Origin of the sequence: Martelella alba (genome assembly GCF_005217455.1) — a bacterium.
In the GTDB taxonomy this organism is placed as follows: domain Bacteria; phylum Pseudomonadota; class Gammaproteobacteria; order Enterobacterales; family Enterobacteriaceae; genus Acerihabitans.
On record NZ_SZPQ01000022.1, the window covers coordinates 83,541 to 104,779 of the forward strand.

Consider the following 21,239-nt stretch of genomic DNA (forward strand, 5'->3'; position numbering starts at 1 on the left):
GCCCCGCCCCACCATCAGCGCAGTTCGCCGAAGCCTATGGGCGTCCAACGGTAGGCCGTGTCACCGTCGGCGCGCAGATAACCGATTCCCGGAAAGGTGATATGCGCGCCGGCGATCAGGGTTTTTTGCCGCGCAACCTGCTTGAGCAGCGTTTCGCGGGTTCTGATCGCCCGCCCGCTGTCCGAATCGTAAGCGATGCCCAATTCAGGATGGGCAAATTGCAATGCCGAATAGTGCACAATATCGCCCCAAAACAGGATACGCTGACCGCCCCGATCCAGCATGAAACCGCTGTGTCCCGGCGTGTGTCCCGGTAAGGACACCGGTTGCAAACCCGGCAGCAGCGCTTTCCCGTAAGTGAAGGCGCGCAACCTTCCCCGGTCCGCATAGGGCGCCAGCGTCCGTTTGACCATTTGGAACGCCGCTTGCTGGTCCGGGGCGGCGTGGGAGGCGTTTTCCGCCGACAGCCAATAATCGATTTCCGGTTGCGATGCGTATACCGTCGCATGCGGGAACGCCGGCTGGCCGTCGTCGCTCACCAGACCGCCGATATGATCGCGGTGCATATGCGTCAGCAAAACCATGTCGACCTGCCCGGGCTGATAGCCCGCCGCCCGCAAGTTGCGCATCACCTGGCCGAACCCCGGCCCCAGCAATGCGCCGCCGCCGCTGTCGATGAGGATAAGGTGTTCGCCGGTATTTATCAGAAAGCTATTTACCGATCCGTTGACCACTTTGGGCGCATCGCCATCCACTTCCGCCACCTCGCGTTGCAACGTCTCGGGCGAGGCATTTTTGAACAGGTTCAGGGGAAAGGTGGAACTGCCGTCGTACAAGGCGGTGACCTGAACATCCCCAACCATCAGTTTGAAATAACCGGGAACCTGGGTCTTGTCTTGCGGCACCGTTTGCGCGTCGGCCACGGGAGCCAGAACCGCCGCCCCCAGCAACAGGGCGGCGCCAGTCAGGGATTTCATCATCATAGGCATGTCTCCAGCGAAGAGGGGGATCCACCGCGCCATAGCGATAACTCGGCATAACGCGACCGGGATCGCGGTTAAGGCCATTTTGCGCTTTTATGACGATGGATCAATAGACTACCGCGCCGCCGTGACAGGTCCTCTCCTTTCTCCGTCCCTCCGCCGATGGGCCATCCGCTTCAGGATGCCGTCGCCGCCGACGGCATATGCCGATGGCTGGAGATAAATTGCCGGAACCGCTCCGATGGGTGTTCATTAAACATCTCCTCCGGCGTCCCCTGCGCCTCAATCAGCCCCTGATGCATGAATACCACCCGGTTCGATACGCCGCGGGCGAATCCCATCTCATGGGTGACCACCAGCATGGTGCGCCCTTCCTCCGCCAGGTCGCGCATCACGTTCAATACTTCGCCCACCCGTTCCGGATCGAGCGCCGAGGTCGGCTCGTCGAACAACATGACCTCCGGCTCCATAGCCAGCGCGCGGGCGATGGCCACCCGTTGCTGCTGGCCGCCGGACAGTTGGGAGGGGTAATAATCGCGCCGCTCGAACAACCCCACTTTGGCCAGCAACCGCTCCCCCTGCTCGATACATTGGCGGCGCGGTTTTTTCAGCACATGCACCGGCCCTTCCATGACATTTTGCAGTACGGTCATATGCGACCAGAGATTGAAGCTTTGGAATACCATGGCCAATCGGGCGCGGATACCGTCGATCTGGCGACGATCGGCGGGACACTGCCGGCCCGAGGATAACCGTTTCATCCGGATGACTTCGCCGCCCAGCGCCACGCTGCCTTCATCCGGCGTTTCCAGCAGATTGATGCAACGCAAAAAGGTGCTTTTGCCGGAACCGCTGGCGCCAAGGATGGAAATGACTTCTCCCTGGCGGGCGTCCAGGGAAATGCCTTTCAAAACCCGTTGGTTGCCGAACGACTTGCGGATGTCAGTCATTGATAGGGTAATGGGCGGTAAAGTGGTCATGTTTTTTCCTTCAGCAGGCGTTTGGTCCACTTAAACGGTGGCGATATCTTAGACAATAACCCGATTGGCGCTTTCGGAATACCTTTGCTTATAGCGATTCCAGGAGGGCGTTAAATTCTGTACATGTATAGACAATAGCAAGCAAGAACAGGGCCAAGATTTTCGTGCGGGGGAAGGATATTCAGGCTCCCCTGATATCAGCGGGTTACACAAAACTCACCTCCGTTGGCGCCGTTCACGGGCCAGCGGAGGTGTCTCTTTTGGTGCAATCCAACGATCGGGCGCCGCTTTGCGGCACAACCGACACGAAGGGGCGCGAAAGCTAGCTCATCTGCCGGTCATCGACGTATCGACGTTGGTCCGGCGGCGGCGGGAAATATTGATAGAGCCAGGTTTCGCTCAGCGCGGTCTGGCCGGTACGCAGAAACATGCGCAATTCCACCGGATCGGTTTTGTCGTTATCCGGCGTCCAGTCGAACAGGATGCGATAGCCATCAAAAGGTTCGACATAGAGGATTTCAATATTGCCTATCTTACCGCTGGACGTATTGATAACCGGTTCGATCCCTTTGGGGGCGGCCGCTTTGAGTTCGCCGCCGACAAAATCCACCGCGAAACGGCGAGCCCAGGTGGCGGGGTAATGTTCTCCCGGCGCCCAACCCTCGGGAAAGCCGCCCATGCCGGTACGGGTCGCCATCACGCGGGCCAGCGGACTGCTTACCGGCGGCTCTCCGCTCCAATACAGGCGATAGCCGTAGCGGTATTCCCGCCCCGCCGTAATGGGTTCGGCCGGCTGCCAGAAACAGACGATATTATCCAGCGTCTCGCCGGTAGTGGGGATCTCCAGCAGACTGACCGTGCCCTTGCCCCACTCACCCTTCGGTTCCACCCATAAACTAGGCCGTTTGTTATACCAGCCGATGACATCCTGGTAATCATCGAAATGATGATCGGTTTGCAACAGGCCGAATCCTTTCGGGTTCTCATCGATAAAGGCATTGAACTGCAACTTCTGCGGATTGTTCAAAGGACGGCAAATCCACTCGCCGTTGCCGCGCCACATCGCCAGGCGATCGGAATCATGAATTTGCGGATGGATGGTATCGCACACGCGCCGCTCGTTGGTACCACAACTGAACATGCTGGTCATGGGCGCAATGCCAAGTTGTTTGATGGCCGTGCGCGGGTGGATATGGGCATCGATATCCATGACGACGCGGTCGGTTTCGCAATTGATGACAAACCGGTAGGCGCCGGTGGCGCTGGGGCTGTCCAGCAACGCATAAACCGTGAACCGGGTATCGGAGGCCTTCGGCCGATCGAACCAAAACGCGACGAAATCGGGGAATTCTTCCCGTCTGTCCGCGAAAGTGTCGATGGCCAGGCCCCGGGCCGACAAACCGTATTGATAAGTATCATCCACCGCCCGGAAATAACTGGCGCCGAGAAAAGAAACCACGTCGCGACGGGTCAGCTCCGGCGCCTTGTTCACTTTAAAACCGGCAAAACCCAGGTTTTCCCGACCCTGGAGCTGCGCCGTATCGACGCCGGCGTTATGGTAATTGAATAATTCCGGCCGAAAGTGGATTTCCCGGGCCTGATGCGTGGCCGAATCGACGGAATACATCCGTACCCGGCGTTTGAACCCCATGCCGACATGGAACAGATACACATCCAGTTGGCGTCCCGGGATATCGTGCCATAGGGAATGGGCGGGATCATATTGGATAGCGTTATACGCCTGCGGCGTCAGGTCGGCCAGGGTCTTGGGCAACTCAGCGGGCGGTCCGCCGTAGGGTTGCAGGGCCTGATCGGCGGCCATGCGCCGCAAGAGGGAAAAATCAAAGGCCGTCGCATTGCCATCGGCCACAACGTCGGCGGCCAGGGCCGAGCGCATGAATAACGTCGATGCGCCGGTAGTGCCGCAATAGGCCGCGAGCGCGAATGATGCTTTGATAAATGATCTTCGTTCCATGCCGGAAAAGATTCCTATAGTGGCAATAAATTGTCCCCGGAGCGCGGTTCGGCCTTTGGCGAAAATCCGTCGGTTTTCCTTGATATCCGGGATGTGTTAATCATCAGCAGCCGGCATACGCCTGCAACGAGAACTATGACGAGTATATACTGCGAAATAGATCACACTTCATCATCATTGAGGTTTTTTCACGTAAAAAGTTCCTTCCGCCGGGCGGAGCCGTATGCCGATATGCCATGCCTTCGCCGAGGGGGCGCCCGGCGTATCGTGCCAGGCGGCGGCCGGACGGGAAAACAGTCGCGATGCGCTTTCCGGTGTAGTGATTTTGTTTTATGCTGGCAACAAATTTATTCGCCGGGGTTCTTGCCGTGTCCGATTCGTCCATTAGCATCATTGATGCCGCCGAAAGCGATATGCGCGCCGTCCAGCAAATTTACGCCTGGCATGTGGAAAACGGCATCGCTTCGTTCGAAACCGAGCCGCCGACCCTTGAGGAAATGTTGAACCGGCGGGCCGCGGTGTTAAGTCAGGGGCTGCCCTGGCTGGCGGCGAAACAGGACGGCCGGCTGGTGGGTTACTGCTATCTGGGGTTATACCGTTCCCGGTATGCCTATCGTTTTACGGTGGAAGATTCCGTGTACGTTCATCCGGATATGGGCGGACACGGCATAGGCCGCCTTTTGCTGAGTGAAGCCATTTCACGGGCGGAGCGCGGCGGTTGGCGCCAGATGCTGGCGGTCATCGGCAATAGCGAAAACCATGCCTCGATCCGCTTGCATGAAAAGCTGGGTTTCAGCCTTATCGGCGCCCTGACCGCGGTGGGCTACAAGCACGACCGTTGGGTGGATACCCTACTGATGCAGCGGCCGCTGGGCGAGGGCCGGACATCGCCGCCGGTTCAGCGCCACTGAGGCTCCGCCGTCCGCGGCGTTGCGATGCCGCGATAAAAACGCAGCACGGCCCGCAGGCGGCAAAGGTCGCCTGGCGCGCGCGGGATAGCTTATTCGCCGCCATCGTCCGGTTTGGGCCGCCCCGCCTGCAGCGGCGTCTGCTCGAAAATCATCTTTTGCGGCATCGACAATACAATACCGGCGGCCCGCAACCGCTTGAGAATGTCGAATAACAAATCACTTTTGGTGTTGGCCACAATCCGCGGGCTACTCACGAACCCCGTAACGCTTAACACAATCCCATTAGGGCTTAATTGACTGAAGGTGACCGACGGCGCCGGCGATTCCTGAATCAATTCATGATCGCGGTAAGTTTCCAGCAAAAGGTTGCGCACCTGTTCAGGATCGATATCCAGCGGGAACGTCAGCGCGATGGTCGCCACTCCCTGGGCATTGCCCATGGTGGCGTTGCGAACGTTTTGCGAGATAAATTGCGAGTTAGGCACAATCACGGTGGAGCGGTCGCCGAGTTGAATCTCGGTGGCGCGGACATTAATGCGGCGGATATCCCCCTCAATCCCGCTGATGGTGATAAGATCACCGACTTTCACCGGCCGTTCAATAAGCAAAATCAGGCCGGAGATAAAATTTTTGACGATCTCCTGCAAGCCGAACCCGATACCGACCGACAAGGCGCTCACTATCCAGGCCAGATTGTTCCATTGAATACCCAGTGTGGACAAGGTCAGCAAGGTGAGGAGCACATAGCCGACGTTGGTGAACAAAATCACCAGGGATGCCCGCATGCCGGTTTCCATCATGGTTTTCGGCAAAAAGTCCTTGTCCAGCCAGCGGCGCGACGCACGCAGGACATACAGGCCGACGACCAGAAAAATCAGGGCGTTCAATACATGGGCGGGCACGATATTCAACTTCTCCAGCCCTTTGCCGCCCCACATATCCATGATCTTATCAAACAGGGCCATCGGGGTTGTGAAACCGGAGGCCCCGTTCAGTAAGGCCACCGCCGCTATGATAATCAACGCGGTTTTACCGATGGCGGAAAGCAGGGTGGCCGCTTGCGCCAGGTGGCGATCGCTGAGGCCCAGAGAATGTTTGATGCGCAACCCCACCACGGTACTGGGCGAAAACAGGCTATCGCAAAGATCCACCACCAGTTGGATCAGCAGATACAGGCAAGACAGCACCAATCCCACCCAAACCAGTTCGTAGCTCAAGAACCGGGCCAGCGCGATATACCCCACCAGCAGAGAGAGCAGAATGGCCAGCGCGGTCACCGTGGTGACCAGAATGATAAGGCCGGTGACCGTGGTGCGCGCCTCCGGCTGTTCGCCTTCGGCCAGCATCCGGCGCCGAACCCGGTTGGTCCGCAACGGCGCAATCAGCGCCGTGACCGCGACCAGCAAAGCGGAGATGCCGTTGCCGAAAATACTGGTGGCCAGACTGGTGCCCACCAGACGGTTCATTTGTTCCACCGCGCCGAACACCAGAATAAAGGCCGCCAACATCGGCGGCAGGGTGCGCATGGCCCGCGCCACAGGATCCGAGATGGCCGGCAACCGCCACGAGGGGCGCTGGATGGATAAAAAAGCTCTTCCCAGACCGGCTATCAGTGCGGAAAGAAGACTCAGCAACAGTAAATCGCCGGCATAATCCTGCACGCGCTGGGACACATCGGGATGACGGGTAAATAACAGATCTACGCATTGCGCCCCAACCCCGACCGACAACACCGTGACCAGCGCGGAGGCGCACGCCATGAAACTGCGGCGCAATCTTCCCTCGGGCAGGACATGGATACTGAACCAGCCCAGCCCTTTATCCAGCAGTCGGGAACCACAAGCCCAGACCGCCAGCGCCAGAATCAGCAACGCGCCGGAACCCAGACGCCAATCCGGCTCCCAAGCCGCCAGCCAGGCATCGGTTATCTCCGAGCTGAAATCCGCCAGGCGTTGGGTATCCTCCGCTTGGGTATCGAATAACGGCGACCAAAAACCGGCGGACAAAATACTGCCGGAGTTGAGCGCCATTTGCGTTCGCAGCGCATTACGGCGAAGATCGGTTATCTGGGCCGATAACGTGACGGCCCCCTGGCTAATGGCCTTGGCCCGCGCTATCTGACTGTCCATCAGGTTTTTGCGATTGTTCAGCGTCACGCGTTGCTGGGCGACCGTCGCGGTTTCAGGCATCGCGCCTTGCGCCGGCGGCGGTCCCAGAATGGCCAATTGCGCCTGAACCTGCGCCTGATCGGGTTGCAACGCGGCCACCAGGGCGTCGGCGTCGGCGCCCACTTTCAGCGTGGCGTCGTCCAGCTCGCTTAACAATGTATCCGAAGGCGTCGCGGAAACTTTCTGCTTAATGCCATCCAGTTGCTTTTGCAGTTTGGCCAGCTCGGCGGCGGCATTGACTTTCGCCGGCGCAGTGGCCGGGCCGGCCGCGGTCGGATCGGCGGCGCGCGCATACACCGAGGGAAACAACGCGATGGCCGCCAATATCAGCATAAACGACAGCCGGGGGAAAATACCTATTTGAACCAGTCTACGCATAGAAGAATCTATTTCCGAAAATCATGCCAATAGGGGACACCGCATCCGACTTTCCCGACCCGCCGACATCCTCGGCAATCAATCAACCTGTCCGCCCGCGATTTAGCGCCGAAGGCGATCGGCTATTATTACACTTAAAACCCAATGATTTCGAGTTGCCGCGCGATTCTGTCCCTCAACATTCTCCGCGCGCGACCGACGATACGAACAAGGCGAATCAACAGCGTCAACAAAAAGGCGATGCGCAACGCGCCATGTAAAGTATGGCGGGTTTATTCCTAATTTGGACGAACCCGGCACATCTTCCTCAAAACCGGCAGGCCGCCACGCTTATAGTGACAAAGGTGATTAACCACTTTCCCAAGAGGATAGGCATATGAACGATTTCATTTTTTCATCTCCTGGCAAATATGTTCAGGGACGGGGAGTCCTGGATGCATTGGGCAAATACCTTTCGCCGCTGGGCGGTAAGGCCCTGCTGATAGCCGACGATATCGTATGGGAAATTACCGGCCAACGCGTTAAGACTTCTCTTGATCACGCGGGCGTGGGCGCCCATCGCGAACGATTCAAGGGCGAAGCCTCCGCCAATGAAATTACCCGTCTGGCGGATATCGCCCGCAGCGACGAATGCGACATCATTGCCGGACTGGGCGGCGGTAAAACGCTGGACACCGCCAAAGCGGTGGCCAACGAACTTAAACAGCCGGTGGTGATCATCCCCACCGTGGCCTCCACGGACGCGCCTTGTAGCGCATTGTCCGTAATCTATTCCGATGAGGGCGTATTCGAGACTTATCGGTTTTATGCCAAGAACCCCGATCTGGTTCTGGTGGATACCGAGGTCTGCGCGCAAGCGCCGGTCAGATTGTTCGCCTCCGGCATCGCCGACGGTCTGGCGACCTATGTCGAAGCCCAGGCGGTCCAGCGGACGCACTCGCTTTCCATGGTGGGCGGGAAACCCACTATCGCCGGGATGGCGATAGCCGAAGCCTGCGAAAAAACACTGCTGACTTATGGTTACAGCGCCTATAAAGCGGTTGAGCGCCATGCCGTCACGCCGGCGGTGGAAGCCGTGGTCGAAGCCAATACCCTACTCTCCGGACTGGGATTCGAGAATGGCGGCCTGGCGGGCGCCCATGCCATCCATAATGGCTTCACCGCCGTTCAAGGCGATATTCATCATCTGACTCACGGCGAGAAAGTCGCCTATGGCACCCTGACGCATATGCTGCTGGAACAGCGGCCGGATGAAGAACTGGCGCGTTACATCCGTTTTTATCGCCTGATCGGCATGCCCACGACGCTCAAAGACATTCACCTGGAAAACGCCTCTTTCGCCGATTTGGTGAAGATAGGCACGCTGGCTTGCGCCGAAGGCGATACCCTGCGCAACGTGAACGCATCGCTGACCGCGGAAGACGTGGCTCATGCGCTGGTCGCCGTGGATGCCTTTAGCCGGGCCGTCGGCGACTAGCGTCGTGCTATTATCCCGGCGTACATTCGACCGGGGGTGAAAATGACCAGACAACAGGCGTTGCGGCAAAGCAAACGGCGGGCGTTGGCGCTATTGTGCGGCGCGGCGGCGGTTTTTGTCATCAGTCTGTTTTGCGCTCCCGGTTATTGGCGCGACGGCATCAAGGCCGTCGCGGAAGCGGCCATGGTGGGCGCCATGGCCGACTGGTTCGCAATCGCGGCATTATTTCGACGGATACCCGTGCCCTTTATCGGTTCCCATACCGCCGTCATTCCCCGTAACCAGGACAAGATTGCCGATAACCTGGCGAAGTTCGTCGAGGAAAAATTTCTCAATAACGCCTCTATCGATGCGCTGCTTAAAAAACAGAATTCAGCCGACATCATTGCCGATTGGCTATCCCGGCCCGCTAACGGCAACACAATCGGCGAAGCGGCGAGGCAGTTGGCGCAGGGATTTCTGACACTGGCGCAAGACAGCCCCATGCAGGAGCTTTTCCGCCGCGTCTTACACGCCTTGCTTGACCGGCTTGATTTGGCGAGGCTGACGGCGAACGTATTGACCGCCCTGACCAGAGACGGCCGCCATCAGGCTCTGCTGGATGTCGCCATAGTCGCCGTCAGCCGGCAGTTGAATAAGCCCTCGGTCCGGCTGGCCATCGCCGAACAACTTAAACTGTGGCTTAAAACAAAACATCCGCGCAAAGAAAAATGGCTGCCCAGCGCCTGGCTGGGCGAGCAAGGAGCCGAATTGGTCTCCGACGCGCTCAAATCATTGCTTGACGAAATCGAAGGGGATAGCGGTCATGCGGTGCGGCGGCGCTTCGATCATTTGGCGCGCCGGCTCATCCATTGGCTTGACAGTCGTGATCCCGCCCTGGGCAAAGTCAACGATATCAAAACGTATCTGCGAAGCGATCCGGCGTTCAACGCCTATGCCGGCCACTTATGGGACGAGTTAATCTGCTGGCTCAGGGACGATCTTTCCCATGCACGACCGTTGATATTCGACAAAGCGGCCGGGGCCGGCCTGTGGCTGGGTCAGATGCTGAAAGGTGATGAACAATTGCAGCGCTCCCTCAATCGCCATCTGAACAACGCGGCGCAGAGACTTACGCCCAATTTTGCGGCATTTCTCACCGGGCATATCAGTGACACGGTGAAAAGCTGGAATACAGCGGACATGTCGCAACAAGTGGAACTGAATATCGGTAAGGATTTACAGTATATTCGCATTAACGGTACGCTGGTCGGCGGCTTTATCGGCTTGATGTTGTATGTTATTTCATTCCTGCCGGAATGGTTGTCGTTACTGTTTAATTCATAGCTATCAATGTTCACTGGCTGTTCTTTTGCCACCACGATGCCAAGCGAATGATTTCCGGCGGGCAACAGTGACGGCGGTTCATAAACATCTTCATCGATCTTCAACTGCATTTCCCGCCGACAAATGGTTAGATAACGATGCGCGGAAGAGAACAGCCCATGCCTTCCAAATAAATAACAGCATGTTAATTATCACTTCCAATATTCACTTCGGAGAAAAACACCCAATAATAAAACTTTTCACGATTCCTGACGAAATTAAATCATAACTCAGTCCATATAAAGGCAACGCGCACTCTACCGACGACCACCGCCCACCTGATCCTGACCAAGCCAGAACAATGAGGAGTAGATATGCCAGCTCATTCTATTTTTTCCATTTCTGGAGAAATTGGCCCGCATTTGCCCGACGGATATTCCGCGTCACAACCGGCGCATAAAATCGCCGGCATAGCCACGCGCTTATCCAACACCCCCCTGGCGCCTCGACAGGGTTGGCGGGCCAATTTATCCGCGCCGCGTAATGAAAGAGGCCAGTACGCCGGCTCTGCGCGCTCCCGACCAATGTCCATGCCCCAGAATAGCGAGGAAAGCCAGGTGGATTATATATACCGCTGTCGTGGAGAACTGCTAAAACATCCCGAATGTCTTGCAACCGCAAACGAATGGAAATATATCCAAGTCGAGTATCAGGCGGCACGCTATCACGTCCCCTGCCGGCGAGTGACGCTACCCAGCGGCAATCGCATTTATACCGGGTATTTCGGTGACAAAATGTTAACAGCCAACGGCACATGCTACCACATCGAGAACCTGGTGGAGCCCAACGGTCCGTCCGTGGCGGCGACAGCCACGCATCTCTTTATCCATCTGCTGGCCCTGATAGGCTATGTCGCCGTCTCACCCCGGGTCTCCAACGCCCTCTATCGCCGCCGCCATGCTCACGTAAGCGCCCTAGCCGAACGCCCCGCCGCCACGGTGGCCGCAAGGGCGATGGGCGCGTTACATCGGCTCAAACAGACCTGCCGCCACTGGCTCTCGGCAGGCCTGTTGCCGACCGCGTCGGCCCATTCCGCCAGCAGGGAACATACCGGCGGCATTCCCGCCCCCCTTGTATGGCGCGTCCCGCGAAAACGGCAAACGCATCCGGAAGCGAAGCCCCATGGCGATTGTATCATGCAAATCCGGCTACCCACCCATGAGGCGCGTCAACTGCATGCGTACAACTTAGCGCAATTCATCAACAGGACCCGTAAAAAGCCTTTCACCCTGGAGTGGTATATAGACTTCGATCTTTACCTGCTGCGTCTGATACAGCAAAATTTCGACCGGGCCTCATTCCTGACCGACAAGCGCCGAACTGTCATGCTCATCCTGGAAAAAAAATACATAGAGAAAATTATGGACAATTGCCAGAAACAAACCAATTTATTAATATTGCCCGAGAAAAAAACCAAGGAGCTTTTTTCCAAACGGGTCTATATCGACATTTTTTTGGAAAATTTACATTGGGATCTGAAAAAAGTCTTTGAAGAGGTCAATCTTAAACTTTTACGCGAAACCATTGACGCGAGTAACGGTCTGACATTCGAATCCGCTAAGATATTGCTTATCGATAAAATTGAAAGCGCCCCCAATCAGTCTGATACAACGCTTTCATCACAATATCATATATTAAGTTTGATGGAAACCGCGCATAAGGAATTTATCGCGAATATGACATACGACCCTCAAACGACAATTATTGAAAAAACTCTTTACTACAACAATATGGACATACTCCAAGCTATTATTGACAACCATGAGGATGATCTAAAAAATACCATTTACAAAAGACTGTTTTATTATATATTTGAGTACAACCGGATTAACGACATCAGTTTACAAAGCGTCACCTATCTGATACCGGGTGAATTCACGGAATATTGGTATATATTCAGCCAAAACATTCAACCGATTAATATTACCGCGTTAAGCCAGGTCTTGGGGGATGAAATAAAACTCTTTTTTGAGAACCAATTCCAACACAGCACACATTTGCTGCGACTACTCAAACTTATTGAATTTTCTCGCAATCGTATCTCCCAGTCCTATGATAAGGACTCCTGGATGGCGAAGAATTTATGGCCATTCATCAAAGCCCAGGAAATCCTTGAGCATTTTATTGAAACCAATCTAAAAAAAATATCTGATCGGGCGCATTGGAATCCACATCAATGGAACTTAGGCATATTCGAGAAGATACACTATGATAGCGAGTGCCTGCTTTTGCTACAATATATGCTCAGATTACAACTACTGATGAATGGCAAGGCCGGCAATTATCTCGAAAACAATATTAATTTGCAAGCGGAAACTGCGGAACAACATCTGATCAAGGCCAAACTTTACGCCACGCGGGAATTAATTGACCCAGAGCAGAACTCAACTCATAACGCTAACATTATAAAACTCCACGACAGTTTGATCTCGGAAGGAAACATAGAATTATCCATAACTTCGGCAACCTACTGGTACTTATCCTCCTCGGGCGCGGGAAAAAACGCTTATGATAGCTTGAACATCTTTCATATTATTAAGGAATACCATAACGCAGAATTGATGTACGCTATAGAAATGAGAAATCGCTTTCAGGAAAAATACACCAGCGTCTTTGAGTTATCCCGATCAGATGAAATGGAAAGCTACAATGCTTTTTTTAACCAATTTGCCGAATATGAACTGCATGATTATTATCTTGAAGCGAAGAACCGCACTTTGTTTTTTTTGCACTACTCTCCGTTTGAGTATATTGATCTTATAGAAAAACCGCAAGAAGTCTTCTCTTTCAAAGTATATTCAAGAAAGTATATTCAAAATACTTTAGTACAAAACCACTGGGTGCTTTCGCCGGCCAACAATATTGGCCATATTACTATTGCCCGATTAAGAAATAAACAGTTGGCGCTTATCTCAACGTTATTAAGCGCACCTTTTATTCAAAATATTACCTTTTTGGAAACAAGTGAGATAGTAAATTTGCTGATAGCGGAGTGGAGAAACTCCCTTTTTTCTTTGGATTTGCGCCACCGAAAGCGCATTGTTGTGTATAAGCGAGATCTGTTGCGACTATTAAATGTTGAAATCGGCACGCCCACCGAATTTCTTGACTTTTTCTTAAAAAAACCAGAAAAAAATCAAATTGAAAATCCCACTGGTGACTATTTATTTATTGCGGATAGTTGCGCTAACCATTTTTCCTCCGTCATTGACGTTATCGATGTTATGAACGAAAAAATGCTATTGGAAATGGCCCAGGAACTGAAAGTTTACTTACGAGATAGAAACTGGTTGGACTATTTGACCTCGCTTATCCCCTTTTATGAGGTTTTCTGGAATTACTGGCATGATATTAATTATCAGATAAAATTCCAGGATTTAATTTTTGATATATTTGATTTGGTTTTCAGTTTGATCACAGTGGGGAATGCCATGGGCAAGTTAACCTACAACAACATATATCGCATTTTACTCAGCGCCAAAGCTTTGAATATACCACGCAACTCCCTTAACAAATTCATCCTGGAAAAAATTCTCGAGGATGTCCCCTCCATGACTGCCGCGGGAACAAAGATCGTGTTCGCGGAGTTAATGAAATTTATTAATCCTGCTTACATGATCATCTCGTTTTCTCGACACTTGAAAAACTTCGTCTTCAAAAATGCGGTGAACGAACTTGATTGGTTCCGTAATCACGTCATTACTGAAAATAATCTCAAAAATAATGTAGCCAGAAAATGGTCCCTTGCCATCGACAGAGGATTATTAACCATTAGTGAAAATGGTATCTTTACACTGGATAAAATTAACAGCAACCAATATCGACTTATTCAAATAGGCAATAAACATTATCAGGTTTTATGGGATAAGGTCTCCGAAGTGTGGCGTATTACCCGGCCGTCAAATGGCACAGACCTGAACTACGCCGTACCTATCGTGAGGACACCCGAAAACCTGTGGATTTCCGCGCCTTTTCAGGACCCCGATCCCATTTCCGCCTTGGAAACCACATTGCATAAGACACAGGGCAGCTTTGCGATATTAGAAACGATCACTTTTGAACCGTCCCGTGAAATCGCCCCAACGGAGCTCATTCGCAATACCCGCCCCAAATTAAACTATCTCTGTCTTACATCATTAACCGAAAATTTAATGGACCAATTAACAGCGCTTTTCCCCCTCGCCGCCAAACCCGATCATCTGGTGAATTTGCTAATCCATTGTCTTAAAGATGAGAGGGCATTCATTACCTCATTGGGACTGTGGCTCGAACCGCCGGAGCGGGATTTCTTATATCATTGCATCAGGGATATCACACGCGGTCGACAACCAATCATATTGTATCGTCTGGTGTATCTGTGGAGAAATGAACATGATCAGTATCCTGTCAGGCAAGTGGTACTGACTCTACGTATAGATGGCTTTATCTTCGTTATCGATCTCAAAACATTGCGCCCGCTTGCGGAAATGCAACAACTTGAGCAGCAGGTATTTTATGAATATCAGTGGATATTACAGTATATCAAAATCGTTCCTAAAAGTTATCAACTTATAAAGTATAAAGATTTCCGGCGACACAATGAAACGCAAATCGCCGATGGACAGGAAAAGTTATCGCCGGGAAAATATCTTAAAAATGGTTATCTACTGCGGGAGCCGACTTGGTATAAATCCCTCGTTGTCAGACACCAACAAATCCATCAGGATTTTCCTTCGCCTTTCACTTATCTGAAATCCCCTTCGGTGCTCATGACAATGCATGCCCTTCCCTCCGACTATAAGACGCAATTACGTAACGCAAGCGTTGGAGATGACGCTAGTCTTCTTCTGTTTCGCCAAATCAAGGAAACAGAATTGCTCGATGGCGACAATTTCAAAAAAATGAAATTCCTATTAAGTTATAGCGTTATTTCAAACCTGGCATTAAACAGATATCTTATTTCGCCAGAACCCATCACCAACAATACCCAGTTGCGTCAGATCCCGGCCGGTAAATCACTAGCAATTGTTTCCGAATCACATCTTTTGAAGCATATTGTGCTCAGCTTGGGCGACGGACGCTTTGCCGGGGTGGGTAATAACTTCTTCGACCCCGCGCTACCGGTGGAACCGTCCATTATCAGTTTTTTAGATATAGGAAAATTACAAGATGGCCATCTTATTTTATCGTCATCAGAACGGTGTAAGCTCTACGCGGGTTATGCCGTCGATTTTCTCAAAAACGGGCCGACTGTTGTCAATCGGATTCCAATTAACATCACTCACACGCACGACGTGAAAAATTCCACGAATGTCGCTTGCAGTACAATTGAATTCATGCGAAAAGAGACACTTCTCACCAGCGAAAAATGGCTTGTTGAATATACCTCCGCCAATCGTTCCGTATTATATGTCACCTTACGAGGAGATTTTTTTTCCTATGCCTTTAATGAAACCGTAGAGATGGCTCATATCATGGAATATCTGATATTTTCAAATAATTTCTTCCCGCCCTCTCATGAAATAGAAAAAATTATACTGTTCTCAAGCTTAAGCGGGTTTGAGCGTAGGACATTGCGCGGTCCTATCCTGGCGGAGGAAATAAAAATTCCCATCATCGCCAAGCCGTTGTTCCAGACAAAGGCCCTGCGCATCCGCCACGCCGACTGGTTTACCACCTTTTCTCCCCACTCTGGCCGCCCCGAGGATACGGCCTCCCCCTGGCGGAGCATCGCGCGCCTTTATCAGGAAACGGATACGCAGGCCCGCCGGCAACGTTTCTATTATTTGGTGTCTTTACTGATAAAATTGAGAAAAAGCCTGGCGCATGGTCGAGTTAAACGGCTGGGCTACCACTTACCCGCGATCTATATTTATCTTGCCCGGCTTATCCTCGACGATATAAGCATTCAGGATCTCAACTACATTTTTCCGATGAGTATAGAGTCGCTTGATCGGCTGTCCGCCATACTGACCGAATATGGCGATCGACCGTCGGCATCAGAAGATGTTTATGTGCAATGCTATCTCGATATCTTGTCCTCTCTCGATGAGTTTAAACATCTGGCCGACTGGGTTGCCCCCTGAATGATCGGCAAAATACCTTCTACAGGTAAATTATTCTGGAGCAAATATGTATACCGAAAGATATCTTGCCGCCAACAGCGCGCCCCTGGGCCAGGCACGGCCTGATCATATCATTCCGTTACCCTATCAAAAACCATTGCCGATCCGCGACGTCCATAATTATGCGTTAAATAGCGTCATTAATGGAAATGCCAAACCACGTAGGCGAACGCGATCAAAGACCGCCTTTCTCGCGGCAGAAGAAAAAAAGATAGACGCCCTCTACCAATGCCGAAACGAGCTATTAGCGCATCGCGGCACAATCATCCCCGGCCAGGAAGTGTTGTTAATGCGCATCGAAGATGAGAGAGGAGAGCGATACGCACCGGTTCGACCCACCACACTGCCGAGCGGCAAGGTTGTGTATCTCGGCGATGTCGATGGCCGGTTATTGGTAACCGATGGCGATTATTATCATATCGAAAATCTCGTCGAGTCGCGCGAAATGCCGCTGTTGGGACAATTTATCTGTCTGGCGGCTCAGGTGTTGGGCGTTGTCGGCCTTGTCGCGTTACATCGGCGCGGACCCTTTCCCGCTTTCGCGGAAACGCGAGAGGCCGCAAGGGGCAATCGTGATTTTTCAGCGCAAGGCATCGCGGGTCTGGGGCGCCGGGCGCTGGATGCGACAATACAATTCGGACGGGCCGCGCTCGGCTTTACCTTCCCTCCCGTAGCCGCCGCCCTGCGGCGCAAAGGCGGCGGCGGACACCCCGTGTGGTGGAAACGACAACGTTCCCCGCGCGAGTCGCACAGGGGAATGACGAAAGAGATCGGTTGCGCCTTATCCATCACATTACCGGACCCGTTTGCGCGGGAAATGCATGAAAAGCACAAGCAGACGTTTAACCTCGCCCGGAGCGATACCCGGCTCTCACTGGAATGGCTTGTTGATTTCGATGGTTATCTTGCAAAAAATCTAACCGATGATTTTGATCAGGCGCTGTTTTTGGGCCATAAACGGGAAACCGTGCATTTGATTCTGGAAAAAAAATACCTGGAAAATGCTATCAACCTTTGCCTGAATGTGCAAAGTTCATGGATTACCCCGAAATCCGCACTGGATGATAAGCTCAAAAAGCGGATATTTATCGATCAACTCTTCGAAGACTTACTAAACACGCTGCGCAAGGCAGTGGAAAAAATTAAATTCAAAACATTAAGAGAAGCCGTGACATTGAAAAATGGACTCAGTTTTGATGAAGCGAAATATCTTTTTATCGAGAACAGTAAAAAAGAGCAAAACATGACTTTATCCTATTGGCTGGACTATCACGACTATATTTTATTAATGCAACAGGCCCATCACGATTATTGCCAACACCTCCAATATGACCAATATGCCACCACACTAGAGCGGGTACTATATCAGAACAATATTGAAAGTTATGATGCCATACTCCGTAGCGACGAAAAAAAATTTACTATCGCTTTTATCAAAAGATTTTTTTACTACATTTTTGAATACAACCATAATAATAATATTAGTATCCATGGCAACATCTTTATGGTTCCTGGCGAATTCACTGAATATTGGCAACTTTTTAGCGAAAGAGAGAATCTGATTGATATCGATACCATCACAAAGATTTGCATAAATGAATTTGATCTCTATTTTTCAGAACAGGAACAGTCAGATACACGCATTCAACGTTTGACCCGATTGATGGATTTTTCTCGCACACGCATCGTCAGTAACTACTCTGAGGAAAGCTGGAATTACAGGAATTTATGGCCAATATTGAAAACTCAGGAAATTCTTGATCATTATATCGAAACCACCATCGACCGGGAAAACGATGAGCGGGTCTGGACGCCAAATCAATGGATTAACAGCCTGGATTCTCTCATTAAATACGATGCGGAGTGTCTCCTCTTGCTACAGTATCTTCTTCGTTTACAACAAATTATGAACGCCAACGCCCAATTATATATGAATGACGCCGATATGATGCAGACGTTAACCGACGATCAGAAAATCATTCAAGCCAAACTCATCGTGGCCAAGCGTGCCTGGCGAGATGCGCAACTCGAGAAAAACAACAATGACTATTTTAACTATTATAACCAACACGTCGGCCAAGGCAATCTTGATTTATATATCGCGGCGGCAACCTACTGGTATCTCGCCCAGCAGAAAAATCTTGAGTATGCATTGAGTCATCTTGATGTGCTCTATGTTATCAAATCTTACAATAAAGCCGAACTGCTACAGTCCATAGATTTTCAAAGTCGTGGAGAATCACAATATACAAGTATTTTTTCCCTGGCCCGCTCCGGTGAGTTCATCCAGCAAGAAGAATATTATCGTCAATTTATAGAGTATAACGTGCACGACAAATTTTTTGAGGCAAGAAACATGACGTGCATGTATATCAGCAAGTCGCCATTCGGTTTCATCGATCTGATATTTAAACCAAAACATATCTATACATTCAAAGTCTATTCTAGGCATTATATCAAAAACCCTATCGCAACGGGACAGTGGGTTAGCTCGCCTGCCAGCAACTTTGGCCATATTACACTTTTATATTTACATGATAACCGTATGGCACTGATTTCCACTCTCTTAAGCGCGCCTTTTATTTTTGATATGAGTTTAAGACGGCATCTACCCGTGTTGCATAAACTTGAAGAGAACTGGCGAAAAACACATATGCATCTGCATATCCGGAACAGAAAAAAAATCGCTATCAACTTCCTAGAAATGTGTAACCTTCTAAATTTTGATGAAAATTATTGTGACGATTATCTTGAGTTCTTAATTAAAAAACCCGAGGACAATCGTATAGAGAATCCGGCGCCGGAATACTATTTTGTCGCGGACCTATGCAAAGGTGAAATGACATCTGTTCTTCTCACCATTGATTGTTTGAATGAAGAGCTACTAGCCGAATTATCCCAGGCAATGAAGGAAAGATTGCGGGATAGAACCTGGGTAAACAATCTCGTGGAGTTGATTCCCTTTTATGAAGTTTTATGGAATTACTGGCACGATGAAGAGTATGAGGTGCAATTTAAGGATATTCTCTTCGATTCTTTTGATCTTATATTTTCTTTGATTTCGATTGGTAAGTCTCTTGGCCGACTGTCCTATAACACTCTCTACCGTATTTTGCTGGGTGCCAAGTCAGCCAATATTCCACGTCACGTGTTGAACACTTATATTTTGCGAAGGCTGGTTGTCTCAGCACCCGGCTTTTTAGCCGATACCGGGAAAATTATCTCCCTCGAGATGATATCCTATATCAATCCCATCCCCGTTTTCCTGCCAACGAGAGCCCACATCGAAGGGTTTTTGAAGAGAAATACTCTCGATAATGTCGACTGGGTTAACAATCATCTTTCTGATAAGATAAAAAAACGTGAAAAAGACGCAAAAAAATGGTCTCTGGAAGTTGATCGTGATCTACTGACTCCAAGCGAATCTGGTATATTTACCGTTGCACATCATGAATTGCACTCACAAAAATACATTGCCATTGATGGTAATTTTTATCAAGTTATCAGAGATGATATGCGCTCTCTTTGGCGTATTATTAAGTCTATGAATGTTAGAGATATTAATTATGCCATACCCGTCCAGCGCAACAAAAAGGGTATTTGGACATCGGCGGCCTTCCGTGACAGCGATCCTGTATCTTTACTGGATTTGTTGACAACAAGTGTCGAAAAGCCCTATATCAATTTGAGAAAAATGAAATTCGAGCCTATGAGAGATATAGAGAAAAACATCACAAGATTGCCTGAACATGGCATCATTCTCTATCGGCTCAGGCTGTTTTCGCAATATTACCAATCCTGGACGGAGACACCTGGAAATACGATATCTGCCCTCTATATCTATTTTTCCCGATTCTTCAAGTGTCTAACAGAAGAAGTGAGTTTTGATTATCTTATCGGCAGGCATATTTCTATCATGGACCGGGACCGCGCCATCCTCTATGTAAATGATTTTTCGAATAAATATTCTCTTTCAGCGAGATACAGGATTATCTGGTCATGGAGTAAAGAATACGATTTTCACCCCATGCAGCGTGTGGTGTTGGTGCTGCATGCCGCGCAACGTGACTATGTGCTGGATTTAGATATCTCCAGTCCATCCCAAAATGTCACGCATGCCAGACAGAGATTATTGTATGAATCACAATGGCTTGTTTATTATCTTCGTTATGTGCCTCAACACCATGAGCTCATTAAATATAAAGATTTTGTAAATCAGAATGAAATGACGTCCTTTGACCCTGCAGATGCTTTTATGCCCGGCAAGTATATGGCTGATACCTATATCATTAAGGAACCGTTTTGGTATAAAGCGGCATCAATAAAATTTCAAATGGCAAACCAACCTATTACTGGCATAACGAATTATAATAAAGATGCGCCTATCCTAATCACGTTAAAGGCAATGGTGATCAGCCAAGATAGACTTCCTCCCCCCACGCAAACCATCGATAATTCCCGTCTTTTTATCACTGACAATGAACTGTCGGATAGGGTGAACTTTCATAAATTACAGCATATGCTTGCCAGGATCGTCAGCCTAAATCTGCCCCTTAGCAGTTATAGCCACTCTTCGGCCGCCATTACCCACATCAGTGAGTTGCTAAGAGTCAGCCAGGGTAAATTTCTGGCGATTCTTTCGGAAAACGGCGTATTGAAACATCTGTTGCTGAGCCTGGGGCTGGGGAGGTATGCCGGGTTGGGCAATAATTTCTTTGCCGCCAATCTTCCCGTGGAGCCTTCCATTATCAGCTGTGATGAGCTGGGCGATTTCAAAGATCAAAGATTGTCGCTTTTCAACAGTAACAGGCGATACAAAGTTTGAACCGCCCCGGTTTTCCGGGAGAGTGTTTTGTCTGTGAACTCAGGCTGCCAGATCACCGTTTCCGATGGAAGCG

At 50.7% G+C, this 21,239-nt stretch carries 9 protein-coding genes; 5 read left to right on the plus strand and 4 right to left on the minus strand.

Features of this window, described 5'->3' with window-relative positions:
- Window positions 1-14: 14 nt before the first annotated feature.
- From FCN80_RS15585 to FCN80_RS15595, 3 genes are all read right to left on the minus strand, one after another.
- Complete coding sequence (locus FCN80_RS15585; protein WP_170975415.1) at window positions 15-983, minus strand: MBL fold metallo-hydrolase; 969 nt, start codon at window positions 981-983, stop codon at window positions 15-17.
- A gap of 176 nt (window positions 984-1,159) precedes the next feature.
- Complete coding sequence (locus FCN80_RS15590) at window positions 1,160-1,963, minus strand: ABC transporter ATP-binding protein (protein WP_136991090.1); 804 nt, start codon at window positions 1,961-1,963, stop codon at window positions 1,160-1,162.
- A 322-nt stretch (window positions 1,964-2,285) separates the two neighbouring features.
- Entirely contained in the window at window positions 2,286-3,938 is a 1,653-nt protein-coding gene (locus FCN80_RS15595; RefSeq protein WP_136991091.1) for a glucan biosynthesis protein D, read from the minus strand.
- A gap of 332 nt (window positions 3,939-4,270) precedes the next feature.
- On the opposite strand from FCN80_RS15595, the gene FCN80_RS15600 reads away from it, so the two are divergent.
- Window positions 4,271-4,849: a GNAT family N-acetyltransferase gene (locus tag FCN80_RS15600; RefSeq protein WP_136991092.1), complete on the plus strand. Its 579-nt coding sequence runs from the start codon at window positions 4,271-4,273 to the stop codon at window positions 4,847-4,849.
- An 89-nt stretch (window positions 4,850-4,938) separates the two neighbouring features.
- On the opposite strand, the gene FCN80_RS15605 is transcribed toward FCN80_RS15600, so the two are convergent.
- A complete protein-coding gene (locus FCN80_RS15605; RefSeq protein WP_136991093.1) occupies window positions 4,939-7,395 on the minus strand; it encodes a DUF3772 domain-containing protein in 2,457 nt (818 codons plus the stop codon).
- 376 nt (window positions 7,396-7,771) lie between these two features.
- Here FCN80_RS15605 and FCN80_RS15610 point away from each other — a divergent pair, with 376 nt between their 5' ends.
- The 4 genes from FCN80_RS15610 (at window position 7,772) to FCN80_RS15625 (ending at window position 21,166) form a co-directional block, all read left to right on the plus strand.
- Window positions 7,772-8,872 (plus strand): glycerol dehydrogenase, encoded by a 1,101-nt coding sequence (locus FCN80_RS15610; RefSeq protein WP_136991094.1) that lies wholly within the window; start codon window positions 7,772-7,774, stop codon window positions 8,870-8,872.
- 42 nt (window positions 8,873-8,914) lie between these two features.
- Window positions 8,915-10,198 (plus strand): DUF445 domain-containing protein, encoded by a 1,284-nt coding sequence (locus FCN80_RS15615; protein ID WP_136991095.1) that lies wholly within the window; start codon window positions 8,915-8,917, stop codon window positions 10,196-10,198.
- A 353-nt stretch (window positions 10,199-10,551) separates the two neighbouring features.
- Window positions 10,552-16,302, plus strand: a complete 5,751-nt coding sequence (locus tag FCN80_RS15620; protein WP_136991096.1) for a hypothetical protein — start codon at window positions 10,552-10,554, stop codon at window positions 16,300-16,302.
- Window positions 16,303-16,348: 46 nt separating this feature from the next.
- Window positions 16,349-21,166 carry a hypothetical protein gene (locus tag FCN80_RS15625; RefSeq protein ID WP_136991097.1) on the plus strand — a complete coding sequence of 1,606 codons (4,818 nt, stop codon included), beginning with the start codon at window positions 16,349-16,351 and terminating at the stop codon, window positions 21,164-21,166.
- Window positions 21,167-21,239: the final 73 nt, after the last annotated feature.

Excerpts from the sequence above, each read along its gene's own strand:
- FCN80_RS15590 (WP_136991090.1), bottom strand. The coding sequence starts at position 1,963 with ATGACCACTTTACCGCCCATTACCCTATCAATGACTGACATCCGCAAG.
- FCN80_RS15615 (WP_136991095.1), top strand. The coding sequence starts at position 8,915 with ATGACCAGACAACAGGCGTTGCGGCAAAGCAAACGGCGGGCGTTGGCG.
- FCN80_RS15600 (WP_136991092.1), top strand. The coding sequence starts at position 4,271 with ATGCTGGCAACAAATTTATTCGCCGGGGTTCTTGCCGTGTCCGATTCG.
- FCN80_RS15620 (WP_136991096.1), top strand. The coding sequence starts at position 10,552 with ATGCCAGCTCATTCTATTTTTTCCATTTCTGGAGAAATTGGCCCGCAT.
- FCN80_RS15585 (WP_170975415.1), bottom strand. The coding sequence starts at position 983 with ATGATGATGAAATCCCTGACTGGCGCCGCCCTGTTGCTGGGGGCGGCG.
- FCN80_RS15610 (WP_136991094.1), top strand. The coding sequence starts at position 7,772 with ATGAACGATTTCATTTTTTCATCTCCTGGCAAATATGTTCAGGGACGG.
- FCN80_RS15605 (WP_136991093.1), bottom strand. The coding sequence starts at position 7,395 with ATGCGTAGACTGGTTCAAATAGGTATTTTCCCCCGGCTGTCGTTTATG.
- FCN80_RS15595 (WP_136991091.1), bottom strand. The coding sequence starts at position 3,938 with ATGGAACGAAGATCATTTATCAAAGCATCATTCGCGCTCGCGGCCTAT.
- FCN80_RS15625 (WP_136991097.1), top strand. The coding sequence starts at position 16,349 with ATGTATACCGAAAGATATCTTGCCGCCAACAGCGCGCCCCTGGGCCAG.